The sequence below is a fragment of the Catellatospora sichuanensis genome (assembly GCF_007483665.1).
In the GTDB taxonomy this organism is placed as follows: Bacteria; Actinomycetota; Actinomycetes; order Mycobacteriales; family Micromonosporaceae; genus Catellatospora; species Catellatospora sichuanensis.
The window spans coordinates 119,856-144,601 of the sequence record NZ_VIQO01000038.1 but is presented as its reverse complement, the minus strand read 5'-3'; the positions used below and the strand labels follow the sequence as shown (position 1 = coordinate 144,601).

Genomic DNA, 24,746 nt, shown 5'->3' with positions numbered 1-24,746 from the left:
TGCAGACCGCGCTGTCGACCCTGGCCAGCGGATACATCCAGGACTACTCGCTGTCGCTGACCGGCACCGCGATCGCCACCGTGCCGCTGCTGGTCGTGTTCGCCCTGCTCGGCAAGTACATCATCGGCGGCATCATGCAGGGAGCGGTGAAGTCATGACGCTGGCCACCACCGAGGAGCAGCTGGCCGGAACCGCGCCGGTGCGCTTTCCGGCCGGGTTCCGCTGGGGCGCGGCCACCGCGTCCTACCAGATCGAGGGCGCGGCGACCGAGGACGGGCGAACCCCGTCGATCTGGGACACCTTCTCGCGTACGCCGGGCAAGGTGTTCGAGGGCCACTCCGGTGACGTCGCCTGCGAGCACTACCACCGCTACCGCGACGACGTCGCGCTGATGAAGCGGCTCGGCCTCGGGACCTACCGGTTCTCGATCGCCTGGCCGCGGATCAAGCCCGACGGCTCCGGCCCGGTCAACACGCGCGGCCTGGACTTCTACGACCGCCTCGTGGACGAACTGCTCGGCCACGGCATCGACCCGATGGTCACCCTCTACCACTGGGACCTGCCGCAGGTGCTCGAGGACCGGGGCGGCTGGACCAACCGCGACACCGCGTACTACCTCGCCGACCTCGCCTCGGCCACCATCGCGCGGCTCGGCGACCGGGTGCGCACCTGGACCACGCTCAACGAGCCGTGGTGCTCGGCGTTCCTCGGCTACGGCAGCGGCGTGCACGCCCCGGGCCGCCAGGACCCCCGGGCGACGTTCGAGGCGGTGCACCACCTGATGCTCGGGCACGGGCTCGCTGCCCGGGCACTGCGGGCGGGCGGGGCGCGGGAGGTGTCGCTGACGCTGAACCTCACCGACGTGCGGCCGGTCAACCCCGCCGACCAGCACGACCGGACCGCTGCGCGGCTCATCGACGGGCTGCAGAACCGGCTGTTCCTCGACCCGGCGCTACGCGGGCACTACCCGCAGGACATGCTCGCGCTGTTCGAGCGGTTCGGCGCGGCGGGGGTGATCCAAGTCGGCGACGAGGCGCTCATCGCCGCCCCGATCGACCTGCTGGGCGTGAACTACTACCAGCCGGCGCTGGTGCGGGCCCAGGTCGGCGCGCACAGCGGCGAGGCGCACCCCGGCAGCGAAGGCGTCGAGTTCATGACCCAGAGCGCGCCGGTCACCGCCATGGACTGGCCGGTGGACCCGACCGGACTGTCCGAACTGCTGCTGCGCCTGGCCGCGGACTACCCCGGCGTGCCGCTGATGATCACTGAGAACGGCGCGGCCTACACCGACGTGGTGGAGGGCGACCGGGTCGCCGACGACGAGCGCATCGCGTACCTCGACGGCCACCTGCGGGCGGCGCATGCCGCCATCGAGGGCGGGGCCGACCTGCGTGGATACCTCGCCTGGTCGCTGCTGGACAACTACGAGTGGGGGTACGGCTACGGCAAGCGCTTCGGACTGGTGCACGTCGACTACGACACCCAGCGCCGCCTGCCCAAGGACAGCGCTCTCTGGTATGCCGATGTCATCGGCCGCAACGGCCTGCCCTGACGGCCCGATCACCGGTCACCGAGGCGCGGTCACGGCGGAAGCCGGGCCGCGCCTCCTCCTTGTCCGGCACCCGCGGCATGAATTCTGCGAAGTCAAGAGTCGTTTGGGTGATTTAGACCGTTATATTCGGCAACCACGCCTCCCGGCCCGCGCCGGGCGGCCCGCCGTCGAATAGAGCCGCGATGAGAATCAACCTGCCGACTCCCCGCACGCTCGTGCGCTTCCTGCTGTGCTTCGTCGCCGGCCTGCACGTGCTGAGCCTCGGCGGCAACTACCTCTACCACGGGCTGGGCCATCACAATGTGATCCCGGCGTTCGCCTGGTGGACCACGTTCTTCAACGTGGACAAGGAGAAGAACCTCCCCACCTGGTTCTCCGGCGCCCTGCTCCTGCTCACCGCGTACGTGCTGTGGGAGATCGCGAACAACGTCAGCGGGCGGGGGGAGAAGTACGCCAAGCACTGGCGGATCCTGTCGGTGGTCTTCGCGTTCCTGTCCATGGACGAGATCACGCAGATGCACGAGATGAGCCGCAAGATGGGCCTGGTCGAGCTGGGCAAGGCGTCCTACCTTTCCTGGATCGTGGTCGCCGCCCCGTTCGTGCTGGTCTTCTGTGTGTCCTACCTGAAGTTCCTCTTCCACCTGCCGCTGCGCACGCGCCTGCTGGTGTCGGGCGGCGGGGTGCTGTTCGTCCTCGGCGCGGTGGGCATGGAGATCGTCGGGGCGTTCGTCGGCCGGGACGTCAGCGGCAACGTCGCGCCGGGCACCGGATACATGGAGTACCTGCTCGCGGCGTCCGTCGAGGAGCTGTGCGAGATGCTCGGCGTCATCACGTTCTGCTACGCGATGTCCACCCACCTGTACCAGCGCCAGCAGCAGGACCTGCTGGCCGTGCCCGGTGCGCCGGTGCAGCTGGCCGCCGCGCGGTCCCGGCGTCACTCCGTCGGCGCGAACGCCGGGCGGCACGGGGACACCGTCGCCCGCTGATCGGCCTCGCTCTGTCATGGACGTTGGCCTATCTCATCGAGTCCGATCTTCGAAAACTCGATGAGATAGGCCAACGTCTATCATGGGCGGATGTGCCGGTGCGGGCGGCCGGGACGGGAGCTCACATGCGGTACAGCTCGAACGCCGCCGCGCGACGGCCCCCGAAGCGCGGTGCGGTCAGGTCGGCCATCCACTCCAGGAAGTCGCGCGTGGCGGCCATCGGGTGATCACCGAGCCCGTCCAGGTAGGCGTGGTGCGCGTCGAGCGAGGCGACCGCCCGGTCCAGCGTGTCGGTGATGTCGACGGCGTGGGTGGCCTGCGGCGAGCCGCCGACGGCGACGTAGCGCACCCCGCCCCACGGGGCCAGCCCCTGCCCCACTAGCTCCGGGAAGATCCAGCGGTTGCCCGCGTCGCCGACCGCGTCCATTACGGCCCGGCCCACGTTGCGGTGGTCGGGGGAGTTCCAGCCGCCGCCGGGCCACATGTCGTGGAAGTTCGCCGTGATCACCAGGTCGGGCGTGTGGCGGCGGATCGCCGCGGCGAGGTCCCGGCGCAGGGCCAGGCCGTACTCGACGACGCCGTCGGCATGGCCGAGGAACTCCAGCTCGGACACGCCGACCTCGGCACACGCCGCGCGCTGCTCGGCCTCGCGCAGTGGCCCGCACTCGGCCGGCGGGATGGTGTCGATTCCGGCCTCGCCGCGCGTGACCAGTGCGTAGCGCACGTCCTTGCCCGCCGCGGTCCATGCCGCCACCGCCCCGGACACCCCGTATTCGAGGTCGTCGGGGTGGGCGGCGATGGCGAGCGCCCGGGTCCAGTCCTGCGGCATCGGCTCCAGCTGGTCCATGCCCCGACCCTACGCGGGCCCGCCGCGCCAGCCCAGCGGGTCGACGCCGCCCGGGACGGTGTCCGAACCGTACGGCCGGCGGGTGAGCACGAAACTGCCCAGGTCCAGATGGGTCACCGCACCGGCGGCGTCGCGTACCACACGCAGCGTCTCGCCCGCGTAGTAACCCTCCAGGCCGAGCCAGGTGCCGTCGCCCCGCGCCTTCATCCGGGAGCTGCGTCCCGCGCCGGTCAGCGGCCCGAACTCCAGGTCACCGTCGGTGCGCAGCCGGATCAGCGCCGGGGTCGGTCCCACGTACCAGGGGCCGGTCAGCTCCAGTAGCGCCGGGTCGTAGGACTCCAGCGGGGTCCACGGGTCCGGAATACGCGGCTCGTGCTCGGCCATGATGCGCACCAGGTCGGCGCCGAGCGCGCCGATGGAAATCCCCGAGGTGGCGTTGGCCAGCACGATGCCGCCCAGGCCGTCGGCGGGGGAGACCCACAGCGTGCACAGGAAGCCGGGCATGGAGCCGGTGTGCCCGGACAGCAGCCGGCCGCCGTCGTTCTTGAGCTGCATGCCCAGGCCGTACGTCAGGTCCCAGACGGGGCCGTCGAGCGGGGACGCCGGGGTGCGCATCTGAGCCACGCTCGCCTCGGCCAGCACGGCCGGGTCGCCCTTGGCCAGGAACGCGGCGAAACGGCAGAGGTCCTCGGCGGTGGACCACAGCTGCCCGGCCGGGGCCATCCGGCCGGTGTCGGTGGCGGGTTCGGGCAGCAGTACGTCGGCCCACGGGTGCACCGCCCAGCCGTGGGCGTGCGGCGCCTGCGGCAGCAGTGAGGTGCGGGTCATGCCCAGCGGCCCGAGGATCTCCTCGGCGAGCACCTGCTCCAGCGGTTTGCCGCGCAGTTCCTCGACGAGTGCGCCGAGCAGCGCGAAGCCCGGGTTCGAGTAGTGGAAGACCCGTCCTGCGGGGTGCTTGATCCCGTCGGCGTCGAGAATGTCGGCCAGCTCGGGGCGTACGCCGCCGTCTGTGCGCTCCCACCAGGGTGCGGGGGTCTCCGAGGCCAGCCCGGCGGTGTGCGCGAGCAGCTGGGCGACGGTCAGCCCGGCCGTGTCCGGGGGCGCGGCGGGCAGGTGCGTGCCGAGGGGGTCGGCGAGGTCGAGCCGGCCCTCGTCGCGCAGGCGCATCACCAGCACGGCGACGAACGTCTTGGTCAGCGAGCCGATGCGGTACTGCGTGTCGGCGGTCGGCGGCTGCCCGCCGACCAGGCCCCGGCCGTGCGTCCACACCGGGGCGCCGTCGCGGACGACGGCGCCGACCAGGGACGGCGCGCGGCCCTCGGTCTGGGCGGTGGCGATGCGGTGCAACAGGGCGCGGCGGGTGGCCGGCAGCAGGTCCATCTCAGGCATCAGGCCATCGTGCCATCGTGACCGGGTCCGCGCGGGGCGCGGGTGGGCCGGCGGTCGGGGCCGCCGGCCCGGGACGGGTGCACCTCAACGGTGGTTGCTGTACCCGTGGTGGTTGTTGCCGTGGTTGTTGTGCTTCTTGTGGTGGTAGTTCTTCTTGTAGTGCTTCTTGTAGTGGTGGCTGTACTTGCAGACCCACTTCTTGTACGTGCGGTGGTGCCAGCGGTAGGTCTGCTTCCAGCAGCGCTTGCCGCCGTCCAGTGCGGACGCGGTCGATTCCTGCATGGACACCGAAACCGGTTCGGTGAGCTGCGCGGCCGACGCCCGCTGCGGTTGCGCCATGACGGTGAGCCCGGCGACCAGGAACAGCATCAGGCTGAACATGGTGGTGGTGATCCGCAGCCGGTGGCCGATGGCACGAGCGGTCTCCTGCATCGAACACCCTCCTCCCAAAGATGGCTGATTTAGCGGAACCTGCCGATCAAACCTCCGGCCGGAGGACATGGTCAACGCCGTGAACTGGGCAAACGCCTTGCCGGGCGGCAGGTCAGGGGTGCTTTCACCGGGAGTTCATTTAGCCTGCCTACCGACCGGCAGGTAGAACGCCCATCGGGGGCGGTAACCGGGCGGCGCACGGGGTTGCCTGACCGGTCGGCAAGGAAAGATGAACATCGAGTGAACCCATGCGCTATTGTGCATGTTTCCCACTGGGCGGGAGAGAAATCTTACCTACCGGCCGGTCAGCTGGGGGTGGCGTCGCCGTCAGCAGCGGATATTCGTGCCCGGATGCGCCGGATGGGTGCGGTGACCGCCGACAAACGCGTCGGCGGGCGTGCCACACCATAGGCTCTGACACGTGAATGCCCTCGTGGTGGCGGTCGTGCTGACCGTGGTCGTCGTCGCGGTGTCCGCGCTGTCGCGCCGGTACAACCTGCTCAATCCGATCGTGCTGGTGGTGGTCGGGCTCTGCCTGGCGCTGGTGCCCGGGTTCCCGGTCGTCGTGCTCGAACCCGAGATCGTGCTCATCGGCGTCCTGCCGCCGCTGCTGTACGTCGCCGCGCTGGAGACATCCGTGCCGGCGTTCCGGCACAACATCCGCTCGATCCTGCTGCTCGCGGTCGGCCTGGTCATCTTCACCGCGGTCGCGGTCGGCCTGCTCGTGCACGCGCTGCTGCCGCAGGTGCCGCTCGCCGCCTGCCTCGCCCTCGGCGCCGTGGTGGCGCCCCCCGACGCCATCGCGGCCACCGCCATCGCGAAGCGCATCGGGCTGCCGCGCCGGATGGTGACCATCCTGGAAGGCGAGAGCCTGCTCAACGACGCCACCGCACTGGTGATCTTCCGGGTCGCGGTGGCGGTCGCGATCGGCACGGCGGTCGGCCCGATGGCCGTGGCCGAGCAGGTGCTGCTGGCGGCCGGCGGCGGCGTGCTGGTCGGTGCGCTGGGTGCGCTCACCGCGGCGTTCCTGCACCGGCGCACCCGCGACCCGCTGATCGACAACTCGATCTCGCTGCTGACCCCCTTCGCGGTGACCGTGATCGCGGAGGTCATCCACGCGTCGGCGGTGGTCGCCGTCGTGGTCGCCGGTCTCTACCTGGGCCACCGGATGCCGACACTGATGTCGGCGGCGTCGCGCCTGCAGATGGGCGCGTTCTGGCGCATGATCACCTTCATGCTGGAAGGCCTGGTGTTCCTGGTCGTCGGGCTGCAGTTGCGGGAGGTGCTGACCGGCCTGAACACCCCCGTCGCCGAGGTGGTCGGGTTGACCCTGGCGGTGCTCGCGACCGTGATCGTCACCCGATTCGCCTGGATGTACCCGGTCGCGTACCTGGTCCGGCTGTTGCCCATGGTGCGCCGCCACGGCACCGGCCTGGACTTCACCGGGGCGACGGTCATCTCGTGGGCCGGCATGCGCGGCGTGGTCACCCTGGCCACCGCGCTGGCGCTGCCGGCCACGCTCGCCGCCGGCATGCCCTACCCGCGGGCGCTGTTCGTCTGGCTGGCCTTCGCCGTCATCGTCGGCACCCTCGTGCTGCAGGGCATGACCCTGCCGATGGTGGCCCGGATGCTGAAGGTGCAGGCCGACGACCGGACCGGCGACATCCTCGCCGAGGCGCAAGCGCAGCAGCAGGCCAGCAAGGCGGCCCGCGAGCGGCTGGAGAGCCTGGCCGACACCGCCTCGCCGGACGTCGTGGAGAAGCTGCGCGCCCTCACCGAACGGCGCTCCAACGCGGTGTGGGAGCGGCTGGGCGCCGACCGGGAAACGCCAACCGCCGTTTACGTGCGGCTGCGCCGGGAGATGCTGGAGGCCGAGCGGACCGTGTTCCGCTCGGCCCGGGACGCGGGCCGGATCCCGGAGGACGTGCTCGTCCGGGCACAACGCGACATGGACCTGGAAGAGTCGATGCTGGAACGGATGGACTGACGCGTGGGCCGATGCGGGCGCATGCGGTCGACGAGCGATACGAGGAGCAGGCATGAGCTGTGAGGACCTGAAGAGCGCCGATGACCCGGCGGCCCGTGCCGACGGATGCGAGGAGTGCCTGCGCGACGGCACCACCTGGGTGCACCTGCGCCGCTGCCTGACCTGCGGGCACGTCGGCTGCTGCGACTCCTCTCCGCACAAGCACGCCACCGCCCACTTCCACGAGGTGGGGCACCCGGTCATCCAGTCGTTCGAACCGGGTGAGAACTGGCGCTGGTGCTACCTGCACGAGGTCGTGGGCTGAGGGCTGCGGGGCCGGTGAGCGGGGCGGCGGATACGCTTCGCGGGTGAGCGGCAGCGAGGAGCAGGCATGAGCGAGCGAATCACAGGCTCGGCGCATGCCGGTGACGAGCGCAGCGAGGAGCGGGCATGAGCGCGACCATGGTGGCCCGTGGCCTTTCCGCCGGGCACGGCGAGCGGATCCTGTTCAGCGACCTCGATCTGGTCGTCGCGCCCGGTGAGGTCGTCGGCCTGGTCGGCGTGAACGGGGCTGGCAAGTCCACGCTGCTGCGCCTGCTCGCCGGCCTGGCCGCCCCCGACGAGGGCACCGTCACCCTCAACCCGCCCACGGCCAACGTCGGCCTGCTGCCGCAGGAGCCCGAGCGGCGCCCCGCCGAGAACGTGCGCGACTTCCTGGCCCGGCGCACCGGCGTGGCACGGGCCCAGCAGGAGATGGACGACGCGGCGATGGCGCTGGCCGAGGGCGCGGACGGCGCCGACGACCGCTACGGCGAAGCCCTCGAACGCTGGCTCGAACTCGGCGGGGCCGACCTGCCCGAGCGGGCCGCCGCGATCGCCGCGGAGCTGGGCCTCGACGTCGACCTCGACCACCCGATGACCGCGCTGTCCGGCGGCCAGGCCGCCCGCGCCGGTATGGCGTCGCTGCTGCTCAGCCGGTATGACATCTTCCTGCTGGACGAGCCGACCAACGATCTCGACCTGGCCGGGCTGGACCGGCTGGAGCGTTTCCTCGGCGACTTGCGCGCGGGCACCGTGCTGGTCAGCCACGACCGCGAGTTCCTGACCCGCACCGTCACCCGCGTCGTCGAGCTGGACCTCGTCCAGCAGCAGGTGCGCCAGTACGGCGGCGGCTACCAGGCCTACCTCGCCGAGCGCGAGGTCGCGCGCCAGCACGCCCGCGAGGCCTACGACGAGTACGCCGACAAGAAGGACGACCTGCTGGCCCGCGCCCGCATGCAGCGCTCCTGGATGGAGAAGGGCGTCAAGAACGCCCGCCGCAAGTCGCCCGACAACGACAAGATCGGCCGGGCGTTCCGCACCGAGTCGACCGAGAAGCAGGCCGCCAAGGCCCGCCAGACCGAGCGCCTGATCGAGCGGATGGACGAGGTCGAGGAGCCGCGCAAGGAGTGGGAGCTGCGCATGCAGATCGCCGCCGCCCCCCGCGCCGGCGCTGTCGTGGCCACCCTCAACAACGCCGTCGTACGCCAGGGCGACTTCACCCTCGGGCCGGTCGACCTGCGCATCGACTGGGCCGACCGGGTCGCCGTGACCGGCCCCAACGGCTCGGGCAAGTCCACCCTGCTGCGCGCCATGCTCGGCCGGGCCATACTCGCCGCGGGCACCGCCTCGCTCGGCCCCGGCGTCGTCGTCGGCGAGATCGACCAGGCCCGCGGCCGCTTCCTGGGCCACCAGCCGCTGGTCGACGCGTTCCAGTCCGCGGTGCCCGCGCTGGCCCCGGGCGACGTGCGCACCCTGCTGGCGAAGTTCGGGCTGCGCGCGGCGCACGTGCTGCGCCCGGCCGCGACCCTGTCACCGGGTGAGCGCACCCGTGCCGCGCTGGCGCTGCTACAGGCGTCGGGGGTGAACCTGCTGGTGCTCGACGAGCCCACCAACCACCTCGACCTGGCCGCGATCGAGCAGCTGGAGCAGGCGCTGGATTCGTACACCGGAACGCTGCTGCTGGTCACCCACGACCGGCAGATGCTGCAGGCCGTGCAGACCAACCGGATGCTCACCGTCGAGGCCGGACGCGTCACCGCGAGCTGACGGCACGCACCTGGACCACGGTGGTCTACGACCTGGCCTGACACAAGAACTGTCCGGATAGGTCCGTCATCAGTTGCCGAAAACCTTTTCGGGCTGCATCGTGGTGTCCGGGAGCCGGAGCGGACCTCGTCCGCGTACCAACGTGCCGCCGACGTCGGGCATCCGCGGCACGTGTCTGCAGAGTCGGCGCGTCACGCGCCCGCACCCTCGGAGATTCCCGTGCGCTACATCAGACATCGCCATGCCCTGACCTCAGCCGTCGCCGTGATCGCGGTGACCGCCGTGGCCGCCTGGACCCTCGTCGCCACCGCGGCGCGGGCCGCCGTCACCGGCTGCCAGGTCACCTACACCGTCCCGTCGCAATGGGGCGGCGGGTTCACCGGCAACATCGTGATCAAGAACCTCGGCGACCCGCTCACCGCCTGGACCCTGCGGTGGACGTTCCCCGCCGCCGGACAGGCCGTCACACAGGGCTGGAGCGCCACCTACACCCAGAGCGGCAGCCAGGTCACCGCCGTCGACGTCGGCTACAACGGCAGCCTCGGCACGAACGCGAGCACCACGATCGGTTTCAACGGAGCGTGGACGACCGCGAATCCGATCCCGACCGCGTTCACTCTCAACGGCGTCGCCTGCACCGGCGCGCCGTCCAGCGCGTCACCCGCACCGTCGGGCGGCCCCTCGTCCTCGCCGTCGGCGTCCCCACGGCCGTCGGTCTCGCCCTCGGCGTCGCCCCGGCCGTCGACCTCCCCGTCGAGCCCGCCCACCAGCGGCTGGAACCCGCCCGCGAATCTGGTCACACCGCTCAACGAGGTGTGGTCGCACTACCAGTCCACGTATCCGCAGCTGCTCACCTTCCGCAACTACGGCTGGGACCAGGTCATGGCCGGCGGCGGAAAGATCAATTATTGCGTACGCTGGGACTCCAGCGCCCGGGTCACCGCAGCCATGCGCGACCAGATCCACGCGGCGCTGTCCCGGCAGTTCAAGAAGTGGATGGACGTCATGGCCGGGCACAACGGCTGGCCGTACGCCGAGGTGCCGGTGAAGGTCGTCGGCTGGGCCGTGCGGGACCGCGCGACCCTCGAATGGACCGACAACTCGGTCGACATCTACGTCAACAACATCCGGGAGAACGCGCCGCAGTGCTCGGAGCCGTGCGGCCGCTTCTTCCACCAGGACGGCAACTACACCGGCTGCCCCGGCGGCGCGTCGCACCACTACGACATGTCGCTCTGGCTGACCTCGGGCTTCGGCGGCGGCGCCGGCGGCGACTGGGGACAGCGGATGAGCAGCGAATACTTCACCGGTGCGATGAACTCCGAGAACATCCACATCTTCCTGCACGAAGTCGGGCACACCTTCGGCCTGGACGACTTCTACGACTGGACACCCACCGGCCAGTGCTGCTTCATCATGAAGGCGGGCAGCGCCACCAGCATCACCGAGTTCGACCGGTGGATGCTGCGTGACTTCTGGCGGCATCTGAAGAACCGCTGGGGCTACTGACCGAGCACGGGGCCCGGCGGGCGACCGCCGGGCCCCGTGCCACGGGTCGCTCAGTGGCCGCGGGCCAGCCACTCGTCGAGGTGCGGGGCCTCCGCGCCGATGGTGGTGGTGTCCCCGTGCCCGGTGTACACCACCGTGTCGGCCGGCAGGGTCAGCAGCCGGTCGCGGATCGAGCCGATGATCGTGTCGAAGTCGCTGTAGGACCGGCCGGTCGCGCCCGGCCCGCCCTGGAACAGGGTGTCCCCGGAGAACAGCGCCGACAGCGACGGCGCGTACAGGCACACCGCACCCGGCGAGTGCCCCGGCGTGTGGTGCACCCACAGCTCGACCCCGGCCACGGTCAGGCAGTCGCCGTCGGTCAGGTCCCGGTCGGGCGCCACGTCCGGGTGGGTCATGTCCCACAGCATCCGGTCGTCGGGGTGCAGCATGATCGGCGCACCGGACAGGCGCGCCAGTTCCGGCGCGGCGTCGATGTGGTCGTTGTGCGCGTGCGTGCAGACGATCGCGACCACGCGCCGCTCGCCGGCCGCCGCCATGATCGCGGCCGCGTCGTGTGCCGCGTCGACGACCAGCACGTCGTTGTCGTTGCCGATGAGCCAGACGTTGTTGTCGACCTCCCACGTGCCGCCGTCCAGGCTGAACGTGCCTGAAGTGACCACCCGCTCGATGCGCGCGGACCCCGTCACAGCATCACCACCGAACGCAGCACCTCGCCGCGGCCCATCCTGGCGAACGCTTCCTCGACGTCGTCCAGCCCGATCCGCTCGGACACGAACGCGTCCAGCTCGAGCCGCCCCTGCAGGTACAGCCCGAGCAGGGTGGGGAAGTCGCGCGAGGGCAGGCAGTCGCCGTACCAGGACGACTTGAGCGCGCCGCCGCGGCCGAACACGTCCAGCAGCGGCAGCTCCAGCCTCATCTCCGGGGTGGGCACGCCCACCAGCACCACCGTGCCGGCCAGGTCCCGGGCGTAGAAAGCCTGCTGGTAGGTCTCGGGGCGGCCGACCGCGTCGACCACCACGTCCGCGCCGAAGCCGCCGGTCAGCTCCCGGATGGCCGCGACCACGTCGGCCTGCCCGCCGTGCACGGTGTGCGTCGCGCCGAGCTGCTTGGCCCAGGCCAGCTTGCGCTCGTCGAGGTCCACCCCGATGATCGTGGTCGCGCCGGCCAGCCGGGCCCCCGCGATCGCCGCGTTGCCCACGCCGCCGCAGCCGATCACCGCGACGGTGTCGCCGCGGGTGACCGCGCCCGTGTTCAGCACCGCGCCCAGGCCGGCCATCGCGCCGCAGCCCAGCAGGCCCGCGACCTCCGGCGGCGCGGCCGGGTCCACCTTGGTGCACTGACCCGCCGCGACCAGCGTCTTCTCGATGAACGCGCCGATGCCCAGCGCGGGCGACAGCGGCGTGCCGTCGGCCAGTGTCATCTTCTGCGTGGCGTTGTGCGTGGCGAAGCAGTACCACGGCCGGCCCCGCTTGCAGGCCCGGCACTGGCCGCACACGGCCCGCCAGTTCAGCACCACGTAGTCGCCCGGGGCCACCTCGGTCACGCCCGCGCCGACCGCCTCCACCACCCCGGCGGCCTCGTGGCCGAGCAGGAACGGGAAGTCGTCGTTGATGCCGCCCTCCCGGTAGTGCAGGTCGGTGTGGCAGACCCCGCAGGCCTGCACCCTCACCAGCGCTTCCCCGGGCCCGGGGTCGGGCACCAGCACCGTTTCGATGTTCACCGGCGCGTTCTTAGAGCGGGCGACGACTCCGCGGACCTCGTGCACCACCGTGGCCTCCTTGCGCACGTTGGACAGACGCAAGGATGTTACCCGTGCGCTTCCCGTACGCCAGGGAACTCGTCCCCGGCCTGGGCGTCCGTATCGCGGTGGAAACCCGTTGCGGTCCCGCGCGCCGGCTCCTAGGTTCGCGATCATGGACTATGCGATCAGGGCCGAGACGGCCGCCGACCACGTCGCGGTGCGCGCGGTGCACACACTCGCCTTCGGCGACGCCGAGCGGGTCCCCGCGCTGGTCGAGGCGCTGCGCGCCGCTCCCGCCGCGCTGCCGGTGGTCTCCCTGGTGGCGACGCACGAGGACCGGGTCGTCGGGCACGTGCTGCTCAGCGCTTGCCGGCTGGACGCCCCGGCGCGCCTGGTCGACGTCCACAGCCTGTCGCCGCTGGGCGTACACCCGGACCATCAGGGTCGTGGCCTCGGCGGGCGGCTCATCGCCGCGGCGCTGGCCGCCGCCGACGGGCAGGGGGTGCCCCTGGTCTTCCTGGAGGGCGACCCGGGTTATTACGCGCGGCACGGCTTCGTCCGGGCGGGCGGCATGGACCTGCGCTCCCCGTCGCTGCGCATCCCCGACCCGGCGTTCCAGGTGTATCCGCTGGCGGCGTACGAGCCGTGGATGACCGGCACCTTCGTCTACTCCGACGTGTTCTGGGCGCTCGACTGCGTGGGTCTGCGCGGCTGAGCGCGGCGGCCGTTCACCGCGGGCCGCCGAACGTGGCGTCGGTGATTCCTGGCGTGCACCCGGTCGACGGCACCGGTTCCGATGTCGACACCCACCCTGGCATGCCATATCGATTGACATAGTTTGACGCCGCGACTAACCTTCGAAATCGGAAAGCGCTTTCCGCATCCGCTCATCTGCATCGCGGACCGGCACGCCCAGGCCACCGCGGTGCCCACACCCGGAGGTTAATCCGATGTCTCAACCCACTCCACGGACGTCACCCCGCCGCTTATGGCGCCTGCGCACCGCGATCGTCGCGGCGCTCACCCTCGCGCTCGGCGCGGTCGGCGCCGTCGTCGCGGCACCCGCCCAGGCCGTCACCATCGACACCGGTGCCTGGTACGTCATCGTGTCGCGGCACAGCGGCAAGGCCGTCGACCTGTACAACTTCAGCACCGCCGACGGCGCCCCGATCGTCCAGTGGGCCCGCAACGACGGCTACCAGCAGCAGTGGCAGTTCGTCGACGCGGGCAGCGGCTACTACAAGCTGCGTTCGCGCCAGAGCGGCAAGTTCCTCGAGCTGCCCAACGCCAACGACGGCACCGGTCTGGTGCAGAACCCCGACAACGGCACCACGCGCCAGCACTTCGCGGTCCGTGACACCGACAGCGGCTACGTGAAGTTCCTCAACCGGCACAGCAGCAAGGCCCTCGACGTGTGGGAGTGGTCCACCGCCGACGGCGGAATCATCAGCCAGTTCGCCGACCTCAACGGTTGGAACCAGCACTGGCAGCTGGTCGCGGTCGGCTCCGGCGGCGGCGGTGGTGGCGGCGGTGGCGGTTCGCAGACCGGGCTCGTCGGCTGGGCCACCCAGGGCGGCGGCACCACCGGCGGCGGCAGCGCCTCGGCGACCACGGTCACCAGCTCCTCGGCCCTGTCCAGCGCCGTCTCCGGCACCACCGCGCGGGTCGTGCGGATCTCCGGCACGATCTCCTGCTCCGGCATGATCACCGTCGGGTCGAACAAGACCATCCTCGGCAACTCCGGCGCGGCGATCGCGGGCTGCGGCCTGAACGTCTCCAACGCCAGCAACGTCATCATCCGCAACATCTCGTTCCGCGACTGGAACGACGACGCGATCAACATCCAGTACTCCACCCGCGTCTGGGTCGACCACAACAGCTTCACCAACGGCTACGACGGCGCGGTCGACGTCAAGCGGGCCTCGGACTACGTGACCATCTCCTGGAACCGGGTCTACGGGCACGACAAGTCCATGCTGCTCGGCCACAGCGACGACAACGCCAGTGAGGACCGCGGCCACCTGCGGGTGACCTACCACCACAACTGGTTCGACGGCTCCGGCACCCGCCACCCGCGGGTGCGCTTCGGCAACCCGGTGCACGTGTACAACAACTACTACCGGGGCAACGAGTACGGCGTCGCGTCCACCATGGGCGCGGGCGTGCTCGTCGAGGGCAACTACTTCGAGAGCGTCGACGAGCCGACCCTGGTCGGCTACGCCGACTCCGACGACGGCGCGGTCGTGCAGCGCAACAACTACTTCACCGGCTCCGGGACCCCGGAGAGCGGTGGGGGCAGCGTGTCGGGCATCCCGTACTCGTACACCCTGGACGGCGCCAGTGGCGTCAAGGCCAGTGTGAGCGCGGGCGCGGGCGCGGGCCGGATCACGGTCTGACATCCGTCCGGGCGGGCCGGCCCTACACCGGCCCGCCCGGATCAGGCGTCGACCGGGCGCAGGGTGGCGAAGACCCGGCTGCGGAGCAGTTCGTACTCGTCGTGGAGCCGGTTGACCGTTGCCGGCCGTACGACGACCGCGCCGGCCGTGACGGTCTCGTGGGGACCGAACTGCTCGCGGGTGAGGTCGAGTTCCAGGCCGCCGGACAGGCGATTCCACCAGTGGTGGTCGGTGCGCACGCCGCCGACGTGCACCTCGCCGCACATCAGGTCGCCGCCGAGCAGGTCGTGCACCACCAGGGCGGTGACGCCGCACTGACCGCGCGCGGGGTTGCCGGCATGCCAGTCGGGCACATCCTCGGGCGCGCACGTGTCGACGCCCCAGCCGGCGCGGACCGCCTGCTCGAGCTGCGTCAGGGTGAAGACCGCCATGCGGCACAGCCTCGCACATCCGCCGTCGGCGCACGGGCGGCAGCCGCGGCACGAGGCATACCTAGGATGGCCGGATGGTCTACGAGGTACGGCAGCTGCAGGAGCAGGACGGACCCGCCGCCTGGCGGCTGGGCAGCATCGCGTTCGGCTTCCACGCGACCGCGATGCCGGAGAAGTTCGGAACGGCCCCCGGCCGGGTCGCCTGGGGCGCCTTCGACGGCGACCGGCTGATCGCCAAGGCGGTCGACCGGGCGCAGGGACAGTGGTTCGGCGGCCGGATCGTGCCCACGGCCGGTGTGGCCGGCGTCGCCGTCGCGCCCGAGGTCCGCCGCGGGGGACTGGGGCGCCAGGTGCTGACCCGGCTGCTGGCCGGCGCCCGCGACCGGGGCGCGGCGATCAGCGCGCTGTTTCCGTCCACTCCGTACCCGTACCGCAGGCTGGGCTGGGAGGAGGTCGGCGCGCTCACCTACCTCAGCGTGCCCACGTCGGCGCTGGCTGCGGTCCGGCCGGGGCCCGGGGTCACGCTCCGCCCGGCGACCGCCGACGACGTGCGTGCCGTGCGGGGTCTCTACCGTGAATGGGCGCGCGCCGGTACCGGCATGATGGAGCGCTCCGGCCTGCTGTACGACACCGCGCCCGAGGAGCTGCTGGCCGCCTTCGACGGCGTCACCGTCGCCGTGAACGCGGAGGGCGCCATCGACGGCTACGCGACCTGGGTGCGCGGTCCGGACAGCGACCCGGTCGGCCGGGTGACCGCCCACGACCTGGTCGCCGCCACCCAGGAGGCGCTGTGCGCGCTGCTGGCCATGTTCGGCGGCTGGGCGAGCGTCGCGCCGGTGACCGTGCTGCGGCTCGGCGCGGGGGACCCGGCACTGCTGGAGATCCCCACGACGCTGGTCACCGAGCACAGCCGCCAGCCGTGGATGCTGCGCCTGGTCGACGCGCCCGCCGCGATCGCGGCCCGCGGCTGGCCGGGACACCTGAGCGGTGCGGTCGACCTGGCGCTCGCCGACCCCGAGTGTCCCTGGAACGCGGGCGCCTGGCGGCTGGTGCTCGACGGCGGTATCGGGCGGCTGGAGCCCGGCGGTTCCGGCGGCACCCGGTTCACGCCACGCGGACTGGCCGTCTGGTACGCGGGCGCGGCCACGCCCGCGGTGCTGCGCCGGGCCGGTCTGCTGGCCGGTGACGCCGTCGCCGACGGTCTCCTCGCGGCCGCGACCGCGGGTCCGGTCCCGGTGTTGCACGACTTCTTCTGATCACCGCGGGTTCCGGTGGCTCCATTGCGGACACCTGCGATTCGCATGGCTTGACTGTGAAGGAAAACTTCGCAAAGAGATGGCATGTCGCAAGGTATCGACATAGACGGCGGTGACGATATATGGTGCCGTCACGCCGCCTGGCCAGGCATGACGGAGGTCTGATCAGGTGCGCGCGAGCTTGGGCTCGTGTCCCTCCACACCCCCCGAGGAGTGCCGTGACCAGAATCCGATCCCTGCGTGCCCGCCGCCGACGGCTGCTCGGCGTGCCCGCGCTCGTCGCCGCCGCCGTGGCGCTGGTGGCCCGTCCCGCCCATGCCGCCGAGGAGCCCGCTCCGGCGGCGCCCGAGTGCGTCGCCGACCTCATCCAGGGGGCATGATGGCGAACATTCCCTGGCTGGCCGACGTGCTCCGTTCGGCCGGCGTGCAGGTCGTCGAGCACGGCGACTGGCGCAACCGGATGCGCCCCGGCTCCTTCAGCCCGATCGGCGTGCTGTGGCACCACACCGCCGCGTTCTCCAGCGCCAGCAACCCCCACCCGGCGCTGAACGTGTGCATCAACGGCCGCTCCGACCTCGCCGGGCCGCTGTGCCAGGCGCTCGTCGACTACCACGGCGTCTTCCACGTCATCTCCGCCGGGCGCTGCAACCACGCGGGCAGCGCACGGGCCAGTGGGCCCATCCCGGCCGGTGACGGCAACACCATGCTGATCGGCTGGGAGATCGACTACGGTGGCGACCAGGCGACCGACCAGGCGATGACCGCCGCGCAGTACAACGCCTCGATCGCGGCGACGGCGGCGGTGCTCAAGCAGCTGGGCCGCGACTCCAGCTACGCCCGCGGCCACCGGGAGACCAGCACCACCGGCAAGATCGACCCGTCGTTCATCGACCTCAACGTGATGCGCGCCGACGTGGCGCGGGCGATGAACCCGCCGACCGGCGGCTGGACGTCCACCGTGGACAACACGACCGCGGGGCGGTTCTCCGCCAGCACCAACTGGGGCACCTCGGCGTTCTCGGGGCAGCGGTTCGGGGAGAACTACCGGTTCGCCAACCCGGTCGCCGCCAGCGACGCCGCCTGGTACAAGTTCGCGATCCCGGAGACGGGCAACTACCGCGTCGAGGCGTGGTGGCCGGCCGACCCGGGCTACAACAACGCCGCGCCGTACGTGGTCGTCACCAGTGGCGGCAACCAGACCGTGACCGTCGACCAGCGGGTCACCGGTGGTCAGTGGCGGGTGCTGGGCACCTTCAACCTCACCGCGGGCGACGCCAACAAGGTGGGCGTCAGCCGGTGGACCAACGGCACCGGATACGTCATCGCCGACGCCATCCGGGTGACCCGGGTCTGATCCGAGGTCCGGTGGCGGCCGACCCGCCGCCACCGGCTCGGCTCGGCTCGGCTCGGCTCGGCTCGGCTCGGCTCGGCTCGGCTCGGCTCGGCTCGGCTCGGCTCGGCTCGGCTCGGCTCGGCTCGGCTCGGCTCGGCTCGGCTCGGCTCGGCTCGGCTCGGCTATGGCGATCTTGATATCTGCAGACGCATACTCGATATCATGTCACGTACTGTCATCGACATCGACGACGAGAAGCTCGACGCGGCCGCCCGGGAACTGGGCACCAAGACCAAGGTCGAGACGGTGAACGCCGCGCTGGCCTTCGTGGCCGAGCGCCGGCGCCGGGCTGAGGTGTTCGACGACCCGCTGGTGTGGGGGAGTCCCGACATGGCCGACCCCGAGGTCCGGGCGAGCGCCCGCCGGTGACCGGCGTCCCCGCCGGGCTCTACCTGGTCGACACGAGCGCGATCGCGCGGGTCCAGCACGAGCCGGTGCGCGCCGAGCTGACCCGGCTCGGCAAGGCCGGGCTGCTGGCCACCTGCGTGGTCATCGACCTCGAAGTGCTGTACTCGGCCCGGAACCCGGCCGAGTACGCGCGGACCGCCGCGCTGCGTGCGGCCGGCTTCGTCGACCTGCCACCGACCCCGGAGATCGCCCGGCGGGCCCGCGAGATCCAGGCGATGCTGGCCCGGCGCAGCCAGCACCGCGCCGCGGGCTGCCCCGACATCCTGACCGCGGCGATCGCCGAGCACTACGGCGCCATCGTGCTGCACTACGACTCCGACTTCGACCACATAGCCGCGGTGTCCGGCCTGCAGACGCGCTGGGTGGTGCCGCGCGGATCGGTGTCCTGACCACCCCGACCCCCCTTTGATAGACGTTGGCCTATCTCGTCGAAAAATCGTAGATCATTCTCGATGGGATAGGCCAACGTCCATGGAAAACGGGGGTCGGGCGGCGTGGGCTGACGGGGGTCACGCGGTCGCCCGCCGCTGACGCAGGAGCAGGTGCACCGCCACCAGCGGCAGCACCCCGACCGGATACCAGAGCATGTCCAGCGGGTCGTAGGCGACGCCGAGCGCCAGCCGGGCCAGCAGGGAGCGCTCCGAGAGGTACGCGGGCACGCCGGTCAGCTGCGACAGCTCGACCAGCCAGCAGAACGCGGTCGCGAGCGCGCCCGCGACCAGGGGAGTCGTGCGCGGCCACAGGAAGAAGACCCCGGCGTAGATCATCGAGGCGTACAGCGCGGTGCCGGAGTGCTGCTCGAGCGGCCCGTCCGCGGCAGCCCGGATGAGCAGGGCGATGACCAGGACCGCGGCGGCCGCGGCGAGGGCGAGCAGGCGGCGGGTCCAGTCGGTGCGGGGCATCCGCCGATGGTACGGAGCCGTCCCGGCCCCGGCGGTGGTGAGATCGTGAAGATCCGGTGGTTTCGCTAGGTGCCGCCTCGGCCCTGCTCGCGCCCCGGCACCGGAGCCGGTGATGCCCGCCGCCGCGTTCCGGTGGCACCCGGACGCGGCGGCGGGAGACTGAAGGGCTACGCCAGGCGGCGGATCTCGCCGAAGGCGCGGTAGAAGCCGCCCCGGCTGGCCTGGCGCACCTCGGACACGACGTATCGCGCGCCGGCCTCGCGGATGCCCTTGGGGAACTGCACCTGCCACGACTGCTGGTAGCCCTCGGACACCACGCGCACCCGCAGCCGGCCGCCCTCCTCGAAACACTCCAGCACGATGCCGTCGCCGCCCGCCTCGGCGGTGACGACCTCGACCGTGGTGGACGCGGCGACGGCCTCCATGCGCGGCGCCTTGACGTCGACGACGACGGGCACGGAACCGCCCTCGGCCGCGCGGATCGCCGACTCGGTCGCGTCGATGCAGGCCAGCGAGCCGTCCGTGGTCACGATGTAGAGCCGCTCGTCGTGGTACTGCATCGAGTACGCCGAGCCGCAGCCGGTGCCGAGCTTCCACAGCCGGTTGCCGGAGCTGTCGAAGCAGTACACCGAGGAGCTGTTGTCACCGGCGAAGACGTAGCTGCCGTCGGGGCTGGTCGCGCAGGAGAACACGGGGGCGTCGCACTGGTATTCGCGTCGGGGCGAGCCGTCCTTGCCCAACTCGACGACCTTGCGGGTGGAGGTGCCCGCGTACAGCGTGTGCTCCTCCTGCCAGCCGAACAGCACCGCGCCGGTGCTCTGGTGCCAGCGCTGCTCACCCGTGCGCCAGTCGTAGCTGGTCACACCGCCGGAGTGGCCGTGGTGCACGGCGTCGGCGTCGCAGCGGACCATCCAGCCCGACGAGCCGGTGCTCTTGCGCCGCCACAGGAACTCGTCCTCGTGGTCGATCGCGGCCACGCCGCCGCCCGCGTCGGACACGCCGAGCACGCCGTCGTGGATGTCGAGCCAGTAGATGTCGATGTCGGGCGCGATCCGGTACGCCAGCCGCGGCACCTTGCCGGACAGGTCGTAGACGTTGCCGTCGTCGCAGCCGGCGTAGAGCCAGGCGTCGTCGGCGACGATGCACTTGACTCCGTCGGGCAGCTTGAACTGCTGCACCACCTCGGCGCCGTGGGTCAGCGTGGTGATCACGCCGGCCTCGTTGCCGACCATGCAGACCTTGCTGTCGACGAAGATGCCGAACGCGGACGTGCCCGAGCGGTAGCGCCACAGCACCGGCGCGGTCTTCGCGGTCGAGCGGGTGCTGACGATGGCGCGCCGCGACACCGCGCGCTTGCCCCGCGCGCCCGGCACCGCGGGGGCGTATCCCTTGCGCACCTTCTCGCCGATCTTCTTCGCGGCGGCGGCGCGCGCCTTCGCGTTGTCGGCGAACGTGCTCTTCGTCGTCGCTCCGGCGTCGCCGATCCGTCCGTAGCGGATGGTCAGTTCGGTGTCGTCGACGACGACCTCGTAGAACTTGTGCGAGCCGCCGTCGGCTTCGGACAGTTCGAGGTAGGTGGTCTCAGCGGGCATGGGGAAGGGGCCTTCTCTCGCGGGAGGGGAGCGCTTCGGCCACACCGTATCCGCCGCCTCCGACACCACGCCGCGCGGCAATCCCATGATCGGCTGTTAGGCCGATCCGCCGCCCCGGCGGGTTGTCTACGCTGCGACGCAGTCGACCAACGGGGAGGACGGGCGATGCGAGGACGCCTGACGGCCGGCCTGATGCCGGCCGCGATGCTGCTGAACGTCGTGCTGGCGGGCTGTGTCAGCCCTGACCTGCCGCCCGGGGCCGACGGGCGGCTGACCGACGACTGGCCGCCGGTGGCGCAGGCGACGGGCTACCTGCCGTCGGTGGGCAGGTGCCTCGACACCCGCCCCGCGGAGGCCGGGGGCAGCACGGGTCCCGCCGTGACGTGCGACCGGATCCACTACGCCGAGGTGGCGCACGTCGGCGCCTTCCCTGGCGACGAGAAGCCGGGACCCGAGCACCTGGCGGCCGCATACACCGAATGCGACACCAAAGCGGCGGCGTACCTGGGCCGGCCGTGGTGGGAGGGCCGCCTGGAGCTGCGCCTGACCCTGCCGGGAGAGGCGGCGTGGGAGGGCGGCGCCCGCTGGTTCCGCTGCGACCTGATCGAGGTGGGCATCGTCGACAAGGACGGGCACTTCATCACGCGGGCCGGCAGCCTCAAGGACGGGTTCTGGGAGGGGCTCGTGGTCGGCTGCGCCGAGGCGCCGGCGGCCCAGGGCCGGCGCATCGACTGGATGCGCGAGGTGCCCTGCGCCACCGCGCACAACGCCGAGTACGCCGGGTTCCTGCGGGCCGAGAGCGGGGTGCCCTACCCGGAGTCGGATCGGGAGTGGAACGCGCTGTTCCGGCAGTGCCGGGACGCCGTCGCCCCGTATATCGGGATCAGCCGGGCGCAGGCGGCCGGCCTGGGGGTCATCGCCTGGCCGGCCACCGAGGAGAACTGGGCGGCCGGCGACCACCGGGTGCGCTGCGCGGTGTGGACCGGCACCAAGACGCTGAAAAAGTCGGTCAAGGGCAGCAAGGGCAAGGGCATTCCGGCCTGGTGAACCCCGATCCGGCGTGATGTCAGCCACGGTCGGCGGCGGTCCCGGCCGCGGCCGGGGATGATCGTGGCATGACTCCGGCGGCAGTGCTCTTCGACATGGACGGAACCCTGTTCGACAGCGAGCCGCTGTGGGACGTCGCCATCGAGGAGCTGGCCCGCGACTACGGCGCGGAGATCTCGGTCGAGGTACGGCTGAACATGGTCGGGCGCTCCGTCGACGAGTCGATGCTGCTGTTCCACGAGGGCATCGGCCAGCCCTGGCGTGACGCCGCCGTCAGCGCGGCCTGGATCTACGACCGGGTCGCCGGGCTGTTCGCCACCGACCTGGTCTGGCGGCCCGGCGCGCAGGAGCTGCTGCACGAGGTACGCGCCGCGGGCCTGCCCACGGCCCTGGTGACCTCGACCAACCGGCGGTGCGTCGAGGTGGCCCTGGACACCCTCGGCAGGCACAACTTCGACGCCGTGGTCTGCGGCGACGAGGTCGCGTTCACCAAGCCGCACCCGGACCCCTACCTGCGCGCGGCGAAACTGCTGAACGTCGAGCCCGCCGACTGCCTGGTGATCGAGGACTCGCCTACCGGCGTGGCCAGCGCGCTGGCCGCGGGCACCCGCGTGGTCGGCGTGCCCAACGCGGTCTCGCTGAAGCCGATGACCGGCCTGACCCTGCTGACCACCCTTGCGGGCGTCACCCTCGCCGCGCTGGCCGCCGCGGCGCTCTGACGCCCCGGGCCCGGGGCTGGGAGAGCACTGATCATGCCGCAACGGCAGCACTCGGGCTCCCCGAAACCGGGCGGTCGTGGCAGATTGGTCGCCTGTGAGCGCCACGAAGGACTGGTATGACTGGCACCAGCCGTACACCGACCCGGATTCGCCGCTGTCGCGCCGCTTGCGGCTGGTGCAGGACCACGTCGACAGCTGGCTGGACGAGCGTCCGGAGCCGGTGCTGACCGTGGTCAGCGCATGTGCGGGCCAGGGACGGGACCTGCTCGGGGTGCTGGCCCGTCGGCCCGACGCGTCCCGGGTGCGCGCGACGCTGATCGAGTACGACAGCCGCAACACCGCGGTGGCGCAGGCGGAGGCCGACCGCCTCGGTGTGGCCGTCACGGCGACCTGTGCGGACGCCGGACTGCTCGAGTCCTATGCCGACGCCGTCCCGGCCGACCTGGTGCTGTTCGCGGGGGTCTTCGGCAACATGGGCGACGCCGAGGTGCGGCGCACCGTCGCCGCGCTGCCGCGGCTGTGCGCATCCGGCGCGACCGTGATCTGGACGCGGACCCGGCGTGCCCCCGACCTGACCCCGTCGATCCGGACGTGGTTCGCCGAGGCCGGCTTCGCCGAGACGGCCTTCCACGCCCCGGACGACGTGCTGTTCTCGGTCGGCGTGCACCTGCTCACCGCCGTACCGCCACCGCTCGGCCCGGGCGGCCGCCTGTTCCGGTTCGGCTGAGCCCGCCCACCGAGCCGCGCGCCACCGTCCCGCCGATAGTGATCATGAAGTTGTGGCCGTGACATGCCGTCGAGCCGTGCCATAAGTTCATGATCGACGCGGCGAAGGGCGGCCCGGTCCAGGTGGACCGGGCCGCCGCCGAGGTGGTGCGGTGGGTCAGTTGGTGGCGAGGCTGCCGTCGGACGAGAAGACCATGCCGAGGGTGGCCTTGCCGGTGGTCACCGCGGTCTTGCTCTGCGGGCCGCCGGCGTCGGCCTGCTGGAACGAGCCGAACGTGATGCCGTAGGTCTTCTCCAGGCCCGGCTTGCAGAACGAGCGCTGCGGGCACTCCGGCGGACCGGCCAGCACGGTGGCCTGGCCGGAGCACTTCGCCGCGAAGTCCGACAGCGTCTTCACCTGGTGCTGGTCGGCGAACGCCTTGGTCACCGCGTACGCGTTCTGGTCCGCGGCGGCCGACGGCGTGCCCACGGTCAGCCCGGCCTTGGTGGCCAGCTCCTTCAGGGCCGCCACGGTGGCGTTGAGGTCACCGCTGGCCTTGGCTGCGGCGTCCTTGCCGTTCTGCTTCTGGTTCAGGAACTCGGTGAGGGTCGCGGCGTACTCGGGGAACACCGTCAGCTCGCCGCGCTCCAAGGCCGGCTCGTAGAGCTCGCGGTTGCCCGAGACCTGCACGGTGGCCTGGAAGCCCGCCGCGTTCAGCGCGATCTTGTACAGCTCGGCGAGGGTCTTGCTCTCGGGGAAGTTCGCCGCGCCGACCACCACCGGGCCGGTGCCGCCGGACAGGCCGGTGGTCAGGCCCGCCTGCGCCGCGAACTCCTGCGCCGCGACCTCGGAGGTCTTGCGCTCGACCTCGACCGCCTTGTTCAGCGCGATCAGCTTCGGGGTGTCCAGCGCCGCCGCGACCTTGTCCACGGCCGCGAGCAGTGCGGGGGTGGCCCGCTTGGCGTTGGCGACGGCGACGACGTTGTCGGTGTTCTGCAGGTGCTTGTCATCGTCGAGGACCACGAGCTGGTCGCCGGCGACCGGCGCGCAGCCGGCGCCCGAGGCGGTGGCCGGTGCCTCCGTGCCCGAGGAACCGGCCTGCCCGCAGCCGGTCAGCGCGAACGCCGCCGCGGTGACACCGGCCAGCAGGAGGACGGACGCCCTCCGGGTGTGCGTTGCCATATTCAGCCTTCCGTCGTCTTCACTGCGAAATAATGTGCAAAGGTCTTTCTTACCGCGTACCTGAGACATCCTTGCGATGAATTCGTGAACCGCGCTCGCCTACCCGCGCCTGACAATTCGCAAACCGTTCACATCCGCAGGTCAGCGGCTTGGCGTGGAAACCCCGGGTGATCGACGTCATGCGGGGTGCGACCTGCGCGGGCC

General features: G+C 71.6%; 25 protein-coding genes and 1 pseudogene. 17 read left to right on the top strand and 9 right to left on the bottom strand.

The features are described from left to right. From FLL47_RS44500 to FLL47_RS38040, 3 genes and pseudogenes are all read left to right on the top strand, one after another. Positions 1 to 158 (top strand): annotated as a pseudogene (locus tag FLL47_RS44500) (carbohydrate ABC transporter permease); the annotation flags it as partial. Continuing rightward, a complete protein-coding gene (locus tag FLL47_RS38045) occupies positions 155 to 1,552 on the top strand; it encodes a GH1 family beta-glucosidase (RefSeq protein WP_144127516.1) in 1,398 nt (465 codons plus the stop codon). The pseudogene FLL47_RS44500 and the gene FLL47_RS38045, both read left to right, overlap by 4 nt. A gap of 182 nt (positions 1,553 to 1,734) precedes the next feature. Then, positions 1,735 to 2,538, top strand: coding sequence for a hypothetical protein (locus FLL47_RS38040; RefSeq protein ID WP_144127515.1), 804 nt, complete (start codon positions 1,735 to 1,737; stop codon positions 2,536 to 2,538). Between the two features lie 121 nt (positions 2,539 to 2,659). Here FLL47_RS38040 and FLL47_RS38035 read toward each other — a convergent pair whose 3' ends face one another. The 3 genes from FLL47_RS38035 to FLL47_RS38025 all read right to left on the bottom strand — a co-directional run bounded on the left by FLL47_RS38035 (position 2,660) and on the right by FLL47_RS38025 (position 5,206). Next, complete coding sequence (locus tag FLL47_RS38035) at positions 2,660 to 3,385, bottom strand: PIG-L deacetylase family protein (RefSeq protein WP_144127514.1); 726 nt, start codon at positions 3,383 to 3,385, stop codon at positions 2,660 to 2,662. A gap of 9 nt (positions 3,386 to 3,394) precedes the next feature. Then, positions 3,395 to 4,774: a serine hydrolase domain-containing protein gene (locus FLL47_RS38030; protein WP_186316151.1), complete on the bottom strand. Its 1,380-nt coding sequence runs from the start codon at positions 4,772 to 4,774 to the stop codon at positions 3,395 to 3,397. 84 nt (positions 4,775 to 4,858) lie between these two features. Further along, complete coding sequence (locus tag FLL47_RS38025; RefSeq protein ID WP_144127513.1) at positions 4,859 to 5,206, bottom strand: hypothetical protein; 348 nt, start codon at positions 5,204 to 5,206, stop codon at positions 4,859 to 4,861. A 421-nt stretch (positions 5,207 to 5,627) separates the two neighbouring features. On the opposite strand from FLL47_RS38025, the gene FLL47_RS38020 reads away from it, so the two are divergent. From FLL47_RS38020 to FLL47_RS38005, 4 genes are all read left to right on the top strand, one after another. Next, positions 5,628 to 7,193 carry a Na+/H+ antiporter gene (locus FLL47_RS38020; protein WP_144127512.1) on the top strand — a complete coding sequence of 522 codons (1,566 nt, stop codon included), beginning with the start codon at positions 5,628 to 5,630 and terminating at the stop codon, positions 7,191 to 7,193. A 52-nt stretch (positions 7,194 to 7,245) separates the two neighbouring features. Next, positions 7,246 to 7,497: a UBP-type zinc finger domain-containing protein gene (locus tag FLL47_RS38015; protein WP_144127511.1), complete on the top strand. Its 252-nt coding sequence runs from the start codon at positions 7,246 to 7,248 to the stop codon at positions 7,495 to 7,497. Positions 7,498 to 7,622: 125 nt separating this feature from the next. Then, complete coding sequence (locus FLL47_RS38010; RefSeq protein WP_144127510.1) at positions 7,623 to 9,260, top strand: ABC-F family ATP-binding cassette domain-containing protein; 1,638 nt, start codon at positions 7,623 to 7,625, stop codon at positions 9,258 to 9,260. A gap of 219 nt (positions 9,261 to 9,479) precedes the next feature. Continuing rightward, positions 9,480 to 10,769, top strand: a complete 1,290-nt coding sequence (locus FLL47_RS38005; protein WP_246159199.1) for a cellulose-binding domain-containing protein — start codon at positions 9,480 to 9,482, stop codon at positions 10,767 to 10,769. Positions 10,770 to 10,819: 50 nt separating this feature from the next. Here the strand turns inward: FLL47_RS38005 and FLL47_RS38000 are convergent, their stop codons facing one another. Together FLL47_RS38000 and FLL47_RS37995 are read right to left on the bottom strand one after the other, a co-directional pair. Then, a complete protein-coding gene (locus FLL47_RS38000; RefSeq protein ID WP_144127509.1) occupies positions 10,820 to 11,455 on the bottom strand; it encodes an MBL fold metallo-hydrolase in 636 nt (211 codons plus the stop codon). Beyond that, a complete protein-coding gene (locus tag FLL47_RS37995) occupies positions 11,452 to 12,537 on the bottom strand; it encodes an S-(hydroxymethyl)mycothiol dehydrogenase (protein ID WP_144127529.1) in 1,086 nt (361 codons plus the stop codon). The genes FLL47_RS38000 and FLL47_RS37995 overlap by 4 nt, the downstream gene beginning before the upstream one ends. Before the next feature lie 145 nt (positions 12,538 to 12,682). On the opposite strand from FLL47_RS37995, the gene FLL47_RS37990 reads away from it, so the two are divergent. Together FLL47_RS37990 and FLL47_RS37985 are read left to right on the top strand one after the other, a co-directional pair. Next, the gene (locus FLL47_RS37990; protein ID WP_144127508.1) at positions 12,683 to 13,225 is read left to right on the top strand and encodes a GNAT family N-acetyltransferase; all 543 of its coding nucleotides are present in this window, start codon (positions 12,683 to 12,685) and stop codon (positions 13,223 to 13,225) included. A 235-nt stretch (positions 13,226 to 13,460) separates the two neighbouring features. After that, positions 13,461 to 14,906 carry a pectate lyase family protein gene (locus FLL47_RS37985; protein WP_144127507.1) on the top strand — a complete coding sequence of 482 codons (1,446 nt, stop codon included), beginning with the start codon at positions 13,461 to 13,463 and terminating at the stop codon, positions 14,904 to 14,906. Between the two features lie 41 nt (positions 14,907 to 14,947). Here FLL47_RS37985 and FLL47_RS37980 read toward each other — a convergent pair whose 3' ends face one another. After that, positions 14,948 to 15,337, bottom strand: a complete 390-nt coding sequence (locus tag FLL47_RS37980; RefSeq protein WP_144127506.1) for a YunG family protein — start codon at positions 15,335 to 15,337, stop codon at positions 14,948 to 14,950. A 74-nt stretch (positions 15,338 to 15,411) separates the two neighbouring features. Between FLL47_RS37980 and FLL47_RS37975 the strand changes: the two genes are divergently transcribed. The 5 genes from FLL47_RS37975 (at position 15,412) to FLL47_RS37960 (ending at position 18,783) form a co-directional block, all read left to right on the top strand. Further along, entirely contained in the window at positions 15,412 to 16,593 is a 1,182-nt protein-coding gene (locus tag FLL47_RS37975; RefSeq protein ID WP_144127505.1) for a GNAT family N-acetyltransferase, read from the top strand. A 218-nt stretch (positions 16,594 to 16,811) separates the two neighbouring features. After that, positions 16,812 to 16,973 carry a hypothetical protein gene (locus tag FLL47_RS43365; protein ID WP_186316150.1) on the top strand — a complete coding sequence of 54 codons (162 nt, stop codon included), beginning with the start codon at positions 16,812 to 16,814 and terminating at the stop codon, positions 16,971 to 16,973. After that, positions 16,973 to 17,947: a golvesin C-terminal-like domain-containing protein gene (locus FLL47_RS37970; RefSeq protein WP_144127504.1), complete on the top strand. Its 975-nt coding sequence runs from the start codon at positions 16,973 to 16,975 to the stop codon at positions 17,945 to 17,947. The genes FLL47_RS43365 and FLL47_RS37970 overlap by 1 nt, the downstream gene beginning before the upstream one ends. Positions 17,948 to 18,148: 201 nt before the next feature. Further along, a complete protein-coding gene (locus FLL47_RS37965) occupies positions 18,149 to 18,355 on the top strand; it encodes a type II toxin-antitoxin system VapB family antitoxin (protein ID WP_144127503.1) in 207 nt (68 codons plus the stop codon). Next, on the top strand, positions 18,352 to 18,783 hold the full coding sequence (locus FLL47_RS37960; protein WP_144127502.1) for a PIN domain nuclease: 432 nt from the start codon (positions 18,352 to 18,354) through the stop codon (positions 18,781 to 18,783). Before FLL47_RS37965 ends, FLL47_RS37960 begins: the two co-directional genes overlap by 4 nt. A gap of 120 nt (positions 18,784 to 18,903) precedes the next feature. Here the strand turns inward: FLL47_RS37960 and FLL47_RS37955 are convergent, their stop codons facing one another. Next, the gene (locus FLL47_RS37955) at positions 18,904 to 19,296 is read right to left on the bottom strand and encodes a ribosomal maturation YjgA family protein (RefSeq protein WP_144127501.1); all 393 of its coding nucleotides are present in this window, start codon (positions 19,294 to 19,296) and stop codon (positions 18,904 to 18,906) included. A gap of 167 nt (positions 19,297 to 19,463) precedes the next feature. Then, positions 19,464 to 20,888 (bottom strand): WGR domain-containing protein, encoded by a 1,425-nt coding sequence (locus tag FLL47_RS37950; protein WP_144127500.1) that lies wholly within the window; start codon positions 20,886 to 20,888, stop codon positions 19,464 to 19,466. A gap of 165 nt (positions 20,889 to 21,053) precedes the next feature. Between FLL47_RS37950 and FLL47_RS37945 the strand changes: the two genes are divergently transcribed. The 3 genes from FLL47_RS37945 (at position 21,054) to FLL47_RS37935 (ending at position 23,381) form a co-directional block, all read left to right on the top strand. Continuing rightward, positions 21,054 to 21,935 (top strand): septum formation family protein, encoded by an 882-nt coding sequence (locus tag FLL47_RS37945; protein WP_144127499.1) that lies wholly within the window; start codon positions 21,054 to 21,056, stop codon positions 21,933 to 21,935. Positions 21,936 to 22,018: 83 nt separating this feature from the next. Next, positions 22,019 to 22,654 carry an HAD family hydrolase gene (locus tag FLL47_RS37940; RefSeq protein ID WP_144127528.1) on the top strand — a complete coding sequence of 212 codons (636 nt, stop codon included), beginning with the start codon at positions 22,019 to 22,021 and terminating at the stop codon, positions 22,652 to 22,654. 94 nt (positions 22,655 to 22,748) lie between these two features. Then, positions 22,749 to 23,381 (top strand): class I SAM-dependent methyltransferase, encoded by a 633-nt coding sequence (locus FLL47_RS37935; protein ID WP_144127498.1) that lies wholly within the window; start codon positions 22,749 to 22,751, stop codon positions 23,379 to 23,381. A gap of 156 nt (positions 23,382 to 23,537) precedes the next feature. Here FLL47_RS37935 and FLL47_RS37930 read toward each other — a convergent pair whose 3' ends face one another. Then, entirely contained in the window at positions 23,538 to 24,542 is a 1,005-nt protein-coding gene (locus FLL47_RS37930; protein WP_144127497.1) for a glycine betaine ABC transporter substrate-binding protein, read from the bottom strand. Between the last annotated feature and the right edge of the window lie 204 nt (positions 24,543 to 24,746).